Source organism: Thermosynechococcus sp. QS41 (genome assembly GCF_031583515.1).
Classification (GTDB): domain Bacteria; phylum Cyanobacteriota; class Cyanobacteriia; order Thermosynechococcales; family Thermosynechococcaceae; genus Thermosynechococcus.
Genome location: NZ_CP134181.1, coordinates 2521955 through 2536464 on the forward strand (window position 1 = coordinate 2521955; position 14510 = coordinate 2536464).

General features: G+C 54.9%; 12 protein-coding genes. 4 read left to right on the forward strand and 8 right to left on the reverse strand.

The features are described 5' to 3' along the window. Positions 1–2 precede the first annotated feature (2 nt). A complete protein-coding gene (locus RHJ80_RS12375; protein WP_302678449.1) occupies positions 3–734 on the reverse strand; it encodes a PspA/IM30 family protein in 732 nt (243 codons plus the stop codon). Positions 735–972: 238 nt separating this feature from the next. On the opposite strand from RHJ80_RS12375, the gene RHJ80_RS12380 reads away from it, so the two are divergent. Next, a complete protein-coding gene (locus tag RHJ80_RS12380; protein WP_310438619.1) occupies positions 973–1287 on the forward strand; it encodes a pentapeptide repeat-containing protein in 315 nt (104 codons plus the stop codon). On the opposite strand, the gene RHJ80_RS12385 is transcribed toward RHJ80_RS12380, so the two are convergent. Next, on the reverse strand, positions 1288–2388 hold the full coding sequence (locus RHJ80_RS12385; protein WP_310801121.1) for a histidinol-phosphate transaminase: 1101 nt from the start codon (positions 2386–2388) through the stop codon (positions 1288–1290). Positions 2389–2502: 114 nt separating this feature from the next. Between RHJ80_RS12385 and RHJ80_RS12390 the strand changes: the two genes are divergently transcribed. Beyond that, the gene (locus tag RHJ80_RS12390) at positions 2503–3444 is read left to right on the forward strand and encodes a DnaJ C-terminal domain-containing protein (protein WP_149821452.1); all 942 of its coding nucleotides are present in this window, start codon (positions 2503–2505) and stop codon (positions 3442–3444) included. A gap of 1 nt (position 3445) precedes the next feature. On the opposite strand, the gene panB is transcribed toward RHJ80_RS12390, so the two are convergent. Further along, positions 3446–4231 carry a 3-methyl-2-oxobutanoate hydroxymethyltransferase gene (gene panB / locus RHJ80_RS12395; RefSeq protein ID WP_190278113.1) on the reverse strand — a complete coding sequence of 262 codons (786 nt, stop codon included), beginning with the start codon at positions 4229–4231 and terminating at the stop codon, positions 3446–3448. Between the two features lie 116 nt (positions 4232–4347). On the opposite strand from panB, the gene RHJ80_RS12400 reads away from it, so the two are divergent. After that, positions 4348–5871 carry an AAA family ATPase gene (locus RHJ80_RS12400; RefSeq protein ID WP_310801122.1) on the forward strand — a complete coding sequence of 508 codons (1524 nt, stop codon included), beginning with the start codon at positions 4348–4350 and terminating at the stop codon, positions 5869–5871. A 45-nt stretch (positions 5872–5916) separates the two neighbouring features. Next, positions 5917–7203 (forward strand): homoserine dehydrogenase, encoded by a 1287-nt coding sequence (locus tag RHJ80_RS12405; protein WP_255521468.1) that lies wholly within the window; start codon positions 5917–5919, stop codon positions 7201–7203. On the opposite strand, the gene cysW is transcribed toward RHJ80_RS12405, so the two are convergent. The 5 genes from cysW to RHJ80_RS12430 all read right to left on the reverse strand — a co-directional run bounded on the left by cysW (position 7200) and on the right by RHJ80_RS12430 (position 14439). Then, entirely contained in the window at positions 7200–8039 is an 840-nt protein-coding gene (gene cysW / locus RHJ80_RS12410; protein WP_302678453.1) for a sulfate ABC transporter permease subunit CysW, read from the reverse strand. The two genes, RHJ80_RS12405 and cysW, sit on opposite strands and share 4 nt — an antisense overlap. Then, on the reverse strand, positions 8026–8877 hold the full coding sequence (gene cysT, locus RHJ80_RS12415; RefSeq protein WP_206200424.1) for a sulfate ABC transporter permease subunit CysT: 852 nt from the start codon (positions 8875–8877) through the stop codon (positions 8026–8028). The genes cysW and cysT overlap by 14 nt, the downstream gene beginning before the upstream one ends. Further along, positions 8877–9923 carry a sulfate ABC transporter substrate-binding protein gene (locus RHJ80_RS12420; protein WP_310801123.1) on the reverse strand — a complete coding sequence of 349 codons (1047 nt, stop codon included), beginning with the start codon at positions 9921–9923 and terminating at the stop codon, positions 8877–8879. The genes cysT and RHJ80_RS12420 overlap by 1 nt, the downstream gene beginning before the upstream one ends. An 85-nt stretch (positions 9924–10008) precedes the next feature. Beyond that, a complete protein-coding gene (locus tag RHJ80_RS12425) occupies positions 10009–10335 on the reverse strand; it encodes a hypothetical protein (RefSeq protein WP_190278112.1) in 327 nt (108 codons plus the stop codon). 123 nt (positions 10336–10458) lie between these two features. After that, on the reverse strand, positions 10459–14439 hold the full coding sequence (locus tag RHJ80_RS12430; protein ID WP_310801124.1) for a magnesium chelatase subunit H: 3981 nt from the start codon (positions 14437–14439) through the stop codon (positions 10459–10461). Between the last annotated feature and the right edge of the window lie 71 nt (positions 14440–14510).

The following is a 14510-nucleotide window of genomic DNA, read 5'->3' on the forward strand; positions in this document are numbered from 1 at the left end:
AACTAGTTCTTCTTCAGTTCCCGCCGCAGGGCTTCCAACTCTGGATCGTAGGCAGGGGTGCTGCTGGGTGACAGTTGCGGGTTGGCCAATTCTGCCTTCAGCCGTGCCAAATCGTCATCCACACTGCCGGCTTCGAGGGCGGCAAACTTGGCTTCGAGGGTATCGCTATTGAGTTCAGCCACGGCTTGGGAGCGAGCCTCCATTTCCTGAACCCGTTCCTCCATGCGCTCAAAGGCGGCCATGGGGGCATTGGTGTTGAGGCTGCTAAAGGTTTGTTGCAATTGCTCTGAGGCCTTGGCTGCCCGTGCCCGTGCCACCAGCATTTCTTTACGGGTTTTCGCTTCCGCGATTTTGCTTTCAAGCTGCTGCATTTGTTTTTTGAGGGCTTCCACTTGGGTCACGGACTGCTCCAATTGCCCTTTGAGAGCCATGGCTGCATTCAGTGCTGTTTTTTTGCGACTCAAGGCCTCAAGCGCTAGTTGCTCATCCCCATGTTGCAGGGCAATTTTGGCACGGCGCTCCCACTCAGCCGCCTGCTGTTGATGTTGGTTGAACTGTTGCTCTAACCGCTTTTGGGAGGCGATCGCTTGGGCGACGGCTTGCCGCAGGGTCACCAGATTGTCCTGCATTTCAATCATGGTCTGCTCAAGGATTTTTTCGGGATCTTCAGCAGCACCCACCAGCGCATTGAGCCAACTGCGAACCACACGGCTGACGCGATCAAACAGTCCCACAGCGTTATCTCCCTATTGGTTCCTTATCTATAGCAGTATGCCACTTTCCTTAGACCCTTTGGCCACGAGTTCCAAAAACGGTCGCTGCCCTAGGCTTAAACTATAGTAAAATCATCAGAACCCTGATCCTACTTTAGTGATGTCTGCTTCTTCGGGGCGACCTTCAGACGCCTTTGATAAACACGGTTTTCTCAGTCGCTACGCCCCGGCCATTATTAATCAAAATAGAGCTGATCAAATGCTGGCAGACTATGCCAAAGGGCGGCGTGACTTTCGGCGATTGGATTTGCGCGGTGTCAACCTAGAAGATGTGAATTTGGCAGGGGCCGATCTCAGTGGCTCGGATTTAAGCAATGCCACACTGACCAACGTGGATTTGACCAATGCCAAGCTGATTGAAGTTAAGCTGATCAATGCTGAACTGACGGCTGTGCAATTGCGCCAAGCCAACCTGAGTCGCGCCAACCTGCGGGGTGCCACACTGACCTACACGTCTTTAGCCACGGCAACCCTGCGGGGAACAGTCCTGCCCAATGGCCGCTTGTCCGATTAGCTAAAGCTGGTGCAAAAAAGCTTGCAGCCGTTGCCAAAAGCGCTCCATCTCCGCTGGTGTGCCAATGGTGACCCGAATGCCGCTAGCGATCGCCCGTACAAGAGTCCCCTGACGCCGCAAGGCATCACACAGGGGCTGGGTGTATTGCGGTTCCTGCAAGCGGAAAAAGAGGAAATTGGCCACACTCGGCCATACCCGCAGTTGGGGGCAACCCTGAAGCCGTTCATAGAGGCGCTCCCGCTCCGCTAGCACCGTGGGAATCTCTGCCAGCAACGCCGGCCGATGGTCAAGGGCAACCTGCGCCGCCACTTGAGAAAACGTAGGCAGGTTATAGGGCAGACGAACCTTTTCTAAAACCGCAATCACCTCGGCATTGCCAATGGCGTAGCCCACCCGATGGGCGGCGAGTCGAAAGGCTTTGGAAAACGTACGCAGAATCAACCAGTTGGGATGCGCTGCCAAGTCCCCCACCAGTGTCTTGCCCGAAAATTCAAAATAGGCCTCATCAATCACCACTAAAATGTCCTCAGGAAGCTGCCGTAGCCAGTCCACCTCCGCTGCGGTTAGGGGGTTCCCTGTTGGGGAGTTGGGTTGCAGCATAAAGAGAACGCGCACGGGGGGAGCCGCTTGGGCAATGAGGGTATTGGCTTCAGCAATTTGCACGGCAAAGGTGTCAGGATCGCGGGGCGATCGCTGGACGGGAATCCCTAGGGTTTGGGCGAGGATCCCGTATATGGAAAATGTCGGTTCTGCCACTAGGATAGAACCGTAGCCCCCGATCGCAGTGGCCAGTAAAATCGAGCGAATTAGCTCATCGGAGCCGTTGCCCACCGCAATTTGGTGTGGGGAGATTTCAGTTGAACTGTGTTCATTGACATAGCGGGCGATCGCCTGCCGCAGCGGCCAATGGTGACTGTCGGGATAGCGATGACTGGCGAGGGTGCTGACATACTGTTGAGCTAACGCCTCCTTAAGGGCAGTGGGCAAATCCCACGGAAACTCATTGGTATCGAGGTAATCCAGTTCTAGGGGTAGGGAGTCGCTCGTGGGGGTGGAGTAGGCGCGGAGGTTGCTCAGTTCTGGACGAAGAAACGTCGCCATGCCAAGACGGTATAAAGGGATTCAACTATAATAACACTGAGCTTTTTGCCCTAATTTGCTGCCAGCCCTGACACTCAATCTTCATCTTTTGATTACGTAGAGGCGAATCTTCCTATGGCGCGTACCGACTTCAAAGATTACTACCAAATCCTCGGGGTCAGCAAAAATGCCACGGATGCCGAAATTCGGCAAGCCTTTCGCCGCCTCGCGCGCAAGTATCACCCCGACTTAAACCCAGGGGACAAAGAGGCAGAAGCTCGTTTCAAGGAAATTAACGAAGCCCACGAAGTGCTCTCGGATCCGGAAAAACGACGCAAATACGATCAATTTGGTCAGTATTGGCAACAGGCCAGTGCGGCGGGTGCTGGTGGCTTTAATGTCAATATTGGTGACTTTGGCGCTGACTTTAGTCAGTTTGGCAGCTTTGAAGACTTTATCAACGAGTTGCTGGGGCGATTTGCCACCGGCACGACCACAGGGCGTACCCGCACTTGGAGCAGCGCTGGCTTTGATTCATCGGCATTTGGCGGCAGCGATGTTGATGCGGAAGTGCAAATTAGCTTCCAAGAGGCCTTTCAGGGCTGCCAGAAATCATTCGCCATTGGTAATGAACAGGTGACTGTGACGATTCCCGCTGGTGTTAAGCCAGGGACAAAGTTGCGGCTGCGGGGCAAAGGTCAATATAACCCCTACACCCAACAGCGAGGGGATTTATATCTCACGGTACAGGTGGCGCCTCATCCCCTCTTCCGCTTTGAAGAGGATCAATTGGTGATTGATTTGCCGATCACGCCGGATGAAGCTGCCTTGGGTGCTCAAGTCACGGTGCCGACGCCCTCGGGGACTGTGGTTTTGAATGTGCCTGCGGGCACGCGATCGGGGCAATCACTGCGGTTACGGGGCAAAGGGTGGCGCAGTAGTAGCGGCATTGCTGGCGATCTCCTTGCTAAGGTACAAATTGTGCCCCCCAAATCCCTGAGTGCCCAAGAAAAAGAACTCTACGAAAAGTTGCGATCGCTGCGCACCTTTAACCCCCGTGCCCATTGGCCGCTCTAAGTTAGGGAAATTGCCGCGATTTTACAGCTTGGCAGTAGCTCTTAAGGGCAGCGATCGCCTGAGTGCCCAAGTCGGCATACACCTTAGCAAAGGGGGGCACCTGTGGACTCAAGCCCAAAACATCTGCCGTCACCAACACCTGACCATCACAGTAGGGGCCTGCGCCAATTCCAATCGTGGGAATTTTCAGCTTGGCGGTAATCTGCTGTGCCAAATCCGCAGGAATATGCTCCAAAATGATGCCAAAGGCACCTGCTTCGGCCAGAGCAAGGGCATCTGCGAGAATTGCTTCTGCCCCCTGTGGCGTCTTCCCCTGTTGTCGCCATCCCCCCAACTGATGCACCCGCTGCGGCAACAGACCCACATGACCCAGCACCGGGATGCCGGCCTCCACTAAGCGCCGCGTTGCTGCCTGCACCACGGGTGAAGCACCTTCCATTTTCACTGCCTGTACATCTGCTTCTTTGACTAAACGCCCCGCCGATCGCAGGGCCTGCTCTGGGCTTTCGTGGTAGCTCAAAAAGGGTAGGTCACACACGAGGAAACTGTGGCTGACGCCCCGCCGCACCGCCTGCGCATGGTGAATCATCTGATCAAGGGTCACCGGCAACGTGGTTTGATAGCCAAGGGCAACCATACCAAGGGAATCCCCGACAAGGATCACATCCACCCCCGCCGCATCCAATAGCCGCGCCCACAGATAATCCCAAGCCGTGAGCATGGTAATTGGCTCTCCCTGCTGTTTTTTTTGCTGGAGTTGGGGTAATGTGACGGGGCGACGCACCATAGTCAAATCCACGAGCTTCGTATCCCCATCCTCTAAAGGAACGCTCAAAACGTCAATTTAGCCACAGGCATAGAGTCTAGTGATATGATTGGGGCGCGATGTTAGCCACAATACGCATGTCTTTGCCTGCCTTTGTCGAAGCCCTATTAACCCCTGCTGCGTACCCCCATGCAGTGACCTCTCCCATTCAATTGCTGCAAACGCATATTTCCTACGTATTTCTGACGGGGGACTATGCCTATAAGGTGAAAAAGCCGGCGGATTTTGGCTTTTTGAACTTTACAACCCTAGAAAAGCGGCTATTTTACTGTCGGGAAGAGTTACGGCTGAATCGCCGTTTGGCGTCAGATCTCTACTTGGCGGTGGTGCCCATTGTGGCGGTGGGCGATCGCTATTTTGTGGCGGCTCCCCAAGACTTACCTGCGGGAGCTGAGGTGATTGACTATGCTGTGCAAATGCGGCAATTTGATCAGTCGCAACTGTTTTCGCACCTCTTTGCCGCCAACCAAGTCACCCCCCACCTAATTGAATCCCTCGGTAAAGAACTGGCTCACTTTCACCGCACGGCTGCCACCAGTCCCCACATTAGTGAATTTGGCTCCCCGCGGGCGATCGCCCAAGTGATTAACAATTGCCATGCCTTGGCGGCTCAGTTTGTCGGTCGCTGTCAATCCCCAGAGCAGTACGCGGCGATTCAGGCTTTTACTGATGACTTTTTGACGCGGCATCAGGAGTGGTTGGTGCAGCGGCAAGCCGGGGGCAAAATTCGCGAATGCCATGGGGATCTGCACCTGAACAATATCTGCCTGTACAACGGCAGGGTGCAAATTTTTGACTGTATTGAGTTCAACGAAGAATTTCGCAACATTGATGTCATTTATGACGCCGCTTTTTTGCTGATGGATCTGGAGTTTCGGGGTCGCGGGGACTTGGCCAATCTCTTCCTCAATACCTACTTGGAGTGGAGTGGGGACTACGCTGGGGCGGTGCTGTTGCCCCTTTACCTTTGCATCAGGGCCTATATTCGCGGCAATGTGAACGCCTTGGCCCTCAACGATCCCGCTATTAGCGAGGCCGAAAAGGCACAGATTCAAGCCACGGCTGCGGCCTACTATGAGGCGGCCTATCGCTACACCCAACCACGTCAAGCCAAGCTCTATGTCATGTGCGGTCTCTCTGGGGCAGGCAAAAGTACACGGGGACGGGGTCTCGCCCAAGCCGAGCAAGCCATTCAAATCCGCTCCGATGCCGTGCGTAAGCACTTGGCGGGTTTACCCCTTGACCGCCGCAGCAGTGATTTCCCGCAGGTCGATCTCTATTCTGAGGCCATGACCCAAAAAACCTATAATCAACTCTTGGCCTATGCAGAATTGTTGCTGCGTCAGGGACAAACGGTGATTTTGGATGCGAAATACGATCGCGTGGCGCTGCGCCAACCCGTGATTGCTTTAGCTGAGAAATTGCAGGTGCCCTTGGAGATTCACTTCTGTAATGCACCGCCTGAGGAACTGCGCCGTCGCTTGAGCGATCGCCAAGGGGATATTGCCGAGGCCACGCCCGATCTCATTGCTGCCCAAGTGGCGAGTTTTGAATCCTTTTTGCCTGAGGAGGAACCCTACGTTCGCCATGTGTGTGACTAGGACGAGCGCGACTGATAATAGGAACAGTGCAATAGGACGGGTCTGATGTATCACATTGGTTTACTGGGGTTGGGCACTGTTGGTGGCGGTGTGGCGCAAATTTTGGCGGATCCAGCGGGGCGCCATCCGCTGATCAAGGAACTGGCGATCGCCCAAGTGGGGGTACGGGATATCCATAAGCCCCGTGCCGTTGCCCTTGATCCCAAGCTCCTGACCACTGACTTAGAACGCATTGTGACTCATCCTGAGATTGACATTGTGGTGGAAGTCCTCGGCGGCATTGAACCGGCGCGATCGCTCATCCTCAAGGCCATTGCCCATGGCAAGCACATTGTCACCGCCAATAAGGCCGTCATTGCCCGCCATGGTGCTGAAATTTTTGATGCCGCCAATGCCCAAGGGGTCTATGTGATGCTCGAAGCGGCCGTGGCCGGTGGCATTCCTGTCATTCAAGCCCTGAAACAGAGCCTAGGTGCCAATCGTATCCACAGTGTCAGCGGCATTCTCAATGGCACCACCAACTACATCCTGACCCGCATGCAGCAGGAACAGGGGGATTTTGCCCCCATCCTTGCCGATGCCCAACGCCTAGGGTATGCCGAAGCCGATCCCAGTGCTGACATTGAGGGATGGGATGCCGCGGACAAAATTGCCATTCTGGCCAGCCTTGCCTTTGGGGGGCGGATTCGCCGCGAGGAAGTGTATTGCGAGGGCATTCGTGGGATCACGGCGGTAGATATTGCCTATGCGGAAAAACTCGGATTTCGCATTAAACTGCTGGCGATCGCCCGCCAGCTCAGTGGCCAGCCCCTAGAGGTGCGCGTTCATCCGACGCTCGTGCCCCTTGAGCACCCCCTTGCCGGCGTCAATGGCGTCTTTAATGCCATTCTCCTAGAGGCAGAGCCTTTGGGACAGGTGATGTTCTATGGTCCCGGTGCCGGTGCAGGGGCAACCGCCAGTGCCGTCGTGGCGGATTTAATCAACATTGCCGCCCTTCTCCCCCAAGGACGTGCCAGCCATCCCTTGCTCACCTGCCAGCACGATCAGTTTATGCCGCTGCTACCGATGGCGGAGGTGGATAGTCGTTTCTATGCCCGTGTCCATGCCCAAGATCATCCGGGAGTCCTAGGGAAACTGGGTACCTGTTTTGGCAACCACAATGTTAGCTTGGAATCCCTTGTGCAAATTGGCAGCCACAATGAACTGGCAGAAATTGTGATTGTCACCCACCATGTGCGCGAAGGGGAGTTTCGTCAAGCCATGGCCGAGATTGCCCAAATGACCGATATTGAAGCCGTGCCCTCGATTTTGCGCGTCCTCGGCACCTCCTAGGGATTGGGCTTGATCCCTGTTTTCCGCTCCAAAATTTCCTTAACCACGAGCGTCACAAGCGCTAGCAAGCCAAGGATCACCGCTGCCGCATAGGCGGACTCCGTATTGTAGTTTTTGTAGGCATCCTCCACAAAGAGGGGCAGGGTTTGCGTCAGACCCGCCACATTGCCAGAGACTACTGCCACAGCTCCAAACTCCCCCATCGCTCGCGCATTGGTCAACAGGACCCCATAGAGCAGTCCCCAGCGGATATTGGGCAGGGTGACTCGCCAAAAGGTTTGCCACTCATTGGCGCCTAGGGTTTTTGCGGCTTCCTCCTGCTCGGTACCGATTTCTTCTAGGACAGGGATGACTTCTCGCGCCACAAAGGGCAAACTCACAAAGGCTGTTGCCAGCACCATCCCCGGAAAAGAGAAAATAACGCGAATATCTAAAGCTTGCAGCCAGCCCCCGAACCAGCCATTGCGGCCATAGACCAGTACCAGCATCAGTCCGGCAACAACGGGGGAGATGGAAAAAGGTAGGTCAATAATGCTCAGTAAAAGGGTGCGTCCCACAAAGCGATGGCGGGCGATCGCCCAAGCGGCACAGAGACCAAAGATCGTGTTTAAGGGCACCACCACCAAGGCAAGGGCAAAGGTCAGCCACACCGCATGCAGAAAATCCGGCTCCAGCAAATTTTCCAGAAAGGGCATGACTCCCTTGTGAAAGGCTTGGAAAAGGACATTGGCCGCCGGCAGCAAAAGCACAAGGGCTAAGTAGGCGATGGCAATGACAATCAAAAGGGCATGGAGCCATGGCTTTTCTTGGGTGGGCGAGGGTTTAACGCTCCGCATAGCGCCGCCCCCACGCTTGCAGCAGATTAATCAGAAATAAAATCGCTAGGGATACCAAGAGCATCACCGTACCAATAATGGTTGCTGCCTCATAGTCATACTGCTCTAAGCTCTGAAACACCAGCACTGAGGCAATCAAGTCCCGAAAAGGAGTGTTGGAGGAAATAATCACAATTGAGCCAAATTCCCCCACTGCCCGTGAGAAGCCTAGGGCAACGCCTGTGAGAATAGCGGGCATCAAAGGTGGCAAAATCACTCGCCAAAAGGTCTGCCCATGGGTAGCACCCAGCGACCATGCTGCCTCCTCCACATCCTTTTCCATTTCAGTGAGGACGGGCTGCACCGTGCGAATCACAAAGGGTAAGGAAATAAAGAGCATCGCCACCGCCACCCCCCAGCGGCTGAAGGCAATTCTGATTCCGAAGGGCGCTAGTAAGCTACCAATCCAGCCATTTTCGCTATAGACCGTTGCGAGGGTGAGACCCGCCACCGCCGTTGGCAATGCAAAAGGTAGATCCACGACAGCATCAAAGAAGCGCTTCCCCGGAAAGGAATAGCGCACCAGCACCCAAGCAATCAGGGTACCAAAGACGCCATTGATCAGCGCTGCGATGAGGGCAGTCACAAACGTGACTTCATAGGCCGAGAGGGCGATCGCCCGCGTTGCCACCTGCCAAAAATGCAGTGGCCCAGCACTACTGGCACGGCTCAAGAGGGCAGCAATGGGTACAGCCAGCATCACGAGTAAGTAAAAGACCGTGATTCTCCAAACCCAAGGAAACTGCCAGCGCTGTTTCTGAGGAGAGAGTGACGGCGAAATGGGGTGGGTAGCGGTCATCAGGCTTGATTCTCCTGCTGAATTTGATCAAACAGGGCGCCATTAGCGAAAAATTGGGCTTGCACCTTCTCCCAGCCCCCTAAATCTGCCACGGTAAAGAGGGTGGGCACGGGTGGAAACGTCTGCTGATGAGCGGCAAGGACGGTGGCATCCACGGGTCGAAAACCATATTGGGCAAAGATCTCCTGAGCTTGGGGAGTATAGAGAAAGTCAATATAGGCCTGTGCTACCTTCCGTGTGCCATGTTTATCCACGTATTGATCCACAAGGGCGATCGGGTTTTCAATCAGGATATTCACAGGAGGAAGGATATAGGAAAGGGTCTTGCCCTTTTGGCGAGCCAAGATCACTTCATTTTCATAGTTGATCAGGGCATCCCCCTGTCCCTGTTTCAAAAAGGCATCAGTGGCTTCACGACTATCGCGGGGGAGAGCAGCCACATGGCGAAAGGCTTCAGTCACAAACTGCCGCGCCTGATCAAACGTTCCCCCTGTTTCCGTGACCGATCCCCACAGCGCAAGGAAGTTCCAGCGAGCCGCGCCAGAGGTTTTGGGATCGGCAGTCACAAATGTCACCCCCTCACGGGTGAGATCCTGCCATGTTTGCAGATTTTTCGGGTTGCCGTCACGGGTAATCAGGGCACCGACAGAAGTGGTGACAATGCTGTTGTGGGGGGCTTGGCTAGCCCAATCGGGGCGAATTAACCCTGCTTTGGCAATGCGATCGACATCTAAACCAAGGGACAAGTGGACGATATCGGCTTCTAGGCCATCAATCACCGCCCGTGACTGACTGCCCGAGGGACCATAACTCGTTCGGAAGCGCACTTTTTGTTGATGTTCCTGTTCCCATTGAGCAGCAAACAGGGGCATAACAGCCTCGTGCGCTTTTTTAGTGACCGAGAACGAAGAAAGGGTTAGATTCACCTGAGCAGGGCGACCATCGGGCAGAGTGGCCTGAAATTGACAAGCAGCGGTGAGACCACTGAGACCTACCGCTAGTAAGAACAAGCTCAACCAAACCCTAAAACGCCGCCAATTGACCATTCTGCCATCAATCTACGATAAATCGGTCGGAATACTGATGTGTAATCCATCTTAGCAGAAGGGGCGGCGATTCTGACTGGAATTCTTAAAACGTGATCAGCACCCCACTCGGATTCGCGGGAATCACATACTGCGGTTGATTGCGATGGGGCTTTTTGCGGTGATGGCGCGATCGCGGGGAGGCTGGCGGAACACTAACCACTCTTGGCTGTACCACATACACGGGTTGTGTTTGAGGGGTAGGCACCACATAGACGGGTTGGCTAGAGGGACTGGGCACCACATACACCGGCTGACGGGAACCACCAAGATTCACGTTGACATTCAGTTGAGCCGCGGCGGTATCCACAAAGGAAAGAACCGCCAAACCAGTCAAGGACGATAGGCCAACGACTTGAAGTGTCTTCAACATCGTCAACTCCTCCACAGAAAAAACGTACTGCGGGGTCTGACGCTTAAGGAGCAGGGTGGGTTCCGATCACATCGGCGTCCAAATAAAAAGGGGGAAGAGCTTCCCCCATGCTATTAACGTTGTTTACTCAACGCCCTCAATCTTGTCCTCGACCTCTTGATAGAGTTGCCGCAGCAGTTCCAGATTGGCTTCACTGGTCTCCCAGTAGCCGCGTCCGTGAAGTTCGAGGAAGGTGCTCACCATTTTGCGGAAGGAGTGGGGGTTGGTATTCAGAAGCCGCTGCCGCATCTGCTCATCGAGAATAAACGTGGCATTCGCCTCCTCATAAACCCAGTTATCCACAGCTCCTGCGGTGGCCGACCAGCCCATTGTGTTGACTAGTCGCTTCGAGATCTCGCGCACCCCTTCGTAGCCGTGGGCGAGCATCCCTTCATACCACTTGGGATTCAGGAGCTTGGTTCGGCTGTCGAGGCGAACGGTTTCCGAGAGCGTCCGCACTTGGGCATTGGCGGTGGTGGTATCGGCAATATAGGCCTTGGGTTGTTTGCCATCGCTGCGCAGTGCCGCCACCAGCTTGGTCGGATCTGAGTCAAAGTAGTGGCTGACATCGGTGAGGCTAATTTCTGAGGAGTCGAGATTCTGGAAGGTTACATCCACGGTTTTGAGGGCGGTTTCAAACAAATCCCGCGCCTGCTGCATCGTCCCCGGAGAATCTGCCGAGAAGGCAAAGGACTTACGGGAGAGATACATATCCTGAAGTTCCGACTCCTGCTCCCAAGAGCTATTTTCCACCGCTAAGTTGACATTCGCCGCGTAGGAACCGGAGGCATTGGTGAAGACCCGTGTGGCCGCTTGGCGCAGGTCAATCCCCAATTCTGAAGCCTGTTGCAGGGCGTGCTTGCGGATAAAGTTTAGCTCAAGGGGTTCATCGGCTTCGGCAGCCATCTTGATGGCACGGTCAATGAGCGCCATCTGGTTGATAAAGAGATCGCGGAAGACCCCAGAACAGTTGACGACAACATCAATGCGTGGCCGCCCCAGCTCTTCTAGGGGGATGAGTTCCACTTTGTTGACCCGTCCCAAGGAATCGGGTAAAGGACGTGCCCCCACTAGCCAGAGCACTTGAGCAAGGGACTCGCCATAGGTTTTGATATTATCTGTGCCCCAGAGCACCATGGCGATGGTTTCTGGCCATTGGTTGTTGTTTTCCGCTTTTTGCCGCGCTAGAAGGCGATCAACCACAACTTTGGCAGACTGCACAGCAGCGGCAGTGGGAATGGCTTGGGGATCCAAGGCGTGGATATTTTTGCCCGTCGGCAAGACCTCAGGATTGCGAATTGGATCGCCACCGGGGCCGGGGAGAATGTACTCGCCTTCAAGGGCTTGCAGCAGTGCCCCCAGTTCATTGTCGGCCACAATCTGCTGTAAACAGAATTCGAGGTATTCCATCAGGGGCTTGAGGGCAGCGGCATCCACTTGGGTATAGCCTGCACCATGGAGGGATTCAATCCACGGCTCTTTGCGCCCCATGTTAAAGAAGTTCAGCTTCGAGACCCGCGACACACGACCCTCGGCATCGGCTTGGGCTTGGACGAGGGCACTGACGGCAGCACGGGTCGCCTCGTTAATCTGGCGCAGCAGTTCAACATCCGCCAGTACCCCGCGATCGCTATTTTGATAAATCTCATCAATGTCCCGCCCTAGACTCTCGGCAATGAGCCTGGGCAAGCTCTTAATGCCGTCCTCAGAGCGATCCAAGCTGGCAATATTGACCAAGGTAGCCACTGCTTCTTCCGTTGTCGGCGGTTTGCCAATCACGTGCAGACCACAGGGCAGGAGGCGGCTTTCAATCTCCATTAGTTTGATATAGACCTTGCCCACGAGGGTAGCGCGCTCTTCGGCACTGAGTTCTGCCGCGTCCTTAGCGGGGAGAGCCACATCCTGATCGAGATTTACCATGCGGCACTTGTCCATGATCGTGTTGACAATCTGAACCCCCCGACCGCTATCCTTCAGGGTTTGGTAGGAACCGATGAGATCACTCAGTTCCCGCAGCCCTTTGTAGAGGCCGGCATTTTCCGCGGGGGGCGTGAGGTAACTAATCGTGTTGGCATAGCTGCGGCGTTTGGCAATGGTGGCTTCGGAGGGGTTATTGGCAGCGTAGTAGTAGAGGTTGGGAATACAGCCAATGAGATTATCGGGGTAGCAATCCCCAGACATGCCCATCTGTTTGCCCGGCATGAACTCCAAAGAACCGTGGGTGCCAAAGTGGAGCACCGCATCCGCTTGCCAAATGTGGTTGAGGAAGGTGTAGTACGCAGCAAAGCCGTGGTGGGGACTGGCGGAGCGAGAAAAGAGCAGCCGCATTGGATCCCCCTCGTAGCCAAAGGTGGGCTGCACGCCAATAAAGACGTTGCCGTAGGCTTTGCCGTAGATGAGCAGGTTTTGGCCGTCACTGTTGAGGTGCCCCGGCGGTTTGCCCCAGTTTTCTTCAAGGCGCTTGGCGTAGGGGGTGAGGCGCTCGTATTCCGGCACGCTCATGCGGTAGGCAATGTTGAGTTCGGGACTCCCCACTTGGGCGCGGGCATCGTGGAGAATTTCCTGCATCAGGGCTTCGGGACTCTCGGGCATGTCCTGCACGTCATAGCCGTTGTTTTTCAGGGCTTCCATGACTTTGTAGATGGAGCCAAAGACATCCAAGTAGGCAGCCGTACCGACGTTGCCCTTATCCGGCGGGAAGCTAAAGATGGTGATGGCGACTTTCTTTTGCACCTTGGGTTTGCGGCGCAGATTGGCCCACTTCAGTGCCCGCTGTACGATCATTTCGACGCGGTCTTGGAGGGCGATCGCCTTACCGGTCACGCCATCGCGACCGGAAAGAATAATTGGCTCAATGGCACCATCCAGTTCCGGTAGAGCAATTTGCAGCGCCACTTGAATCGGGTGCAGCCCCAGATCGCTGTCTTCCCATTCCTCAGTGGTTTGAAACACCAAGGGCAGTGCCACCATGTAGGGACGGTTGAGTTTTTTCAGTGCCGCCACAGCTTTGGGATGATCCTGCTTGGCAGGCCCCCCCACAAGGGCGAATCCCGTGAGAGAGACAACGGTATCAACAATGGGTTTCTCAGGGTTGACGGGATCGTAGAAGAATTTTTCTAGGGGCGTCGAAAAGTCCAGCCCACCAGAGAAGACGGGAATCACCCGCGCCCCTTGGGATTCAAACTCTTGCACAATGGCGACATAGTGAGCGTCATCACCGGTGACAAGGTGGGTACGCTGCAACAGCAGGCCAATGGTGGGCACGAGAGGGTCTTTGAGATCAGCGCCAATATCGCGGCGACTGTTGAACCAGTTGAGGTACTCCTTAAGATCCTCAAACATTTGCGGTGCAAGGGGGTGCCAAATACCGGTGTCGGGGTAGGTGACCGGTTCTTGGTAGCTGAGGTTGCTGTTTGGCTGACCTTTGAAGACGTAGCGATCGGCCAGCATGAGGAGGAAGTTTTCTAGGTTCTCTGGCGACCCGCCCAGCCAATACTGGAAGCTGAGCATGAAGTTGCGGGCATCCTGGGCCTTGTCAATGGGGAGGTACTTCAGGACTTGGGGCAGGGTTCGCAGGAGTTTGAGCATGGCATCTTGGAAGCCGGCACCTGACTTCTCCTTGCGCTTTTTCATGAAGTTGGCAATGACGCTCTTGGATTGGCCAATCTGAGCCAAGGAAAAGCTGCCCATTTTGTTGAGGCGCATCACTTGGGGCAGCGAGGGGAAGACAACCGCTACATCCAAGCGATCGCGATAGGGCTGAACCGCCTCGACCACCTTATCCGCTAAGTCCTCAATGAAAATCAGGGAGGCGATAAACACATTTGCCCGCGCCACGTCCTCACAGAAGGCGGCATAGTTTTCGGGATTGCGCAGTTCCTCAAGGAGATAGCCACTGATTTCAATGGCCACCTGTGGATGGGTATCGTTAATGCTGCGAACCGCTGCCGACAGCGCGCTCTGGTATTGGGCTTCAAGTACCACATACACCACTCGCAACAGCGATCGCCCATTTAACGCCGCTGGCGCGATATGTCGAATCGTGGACTTGACGTGGGTGAACATGCGTTCAAACTCCTTGTAACGATCGAGACCAAACCCCAAGGGGGATATACCTTTTGTGGTTGTAGCAGAAA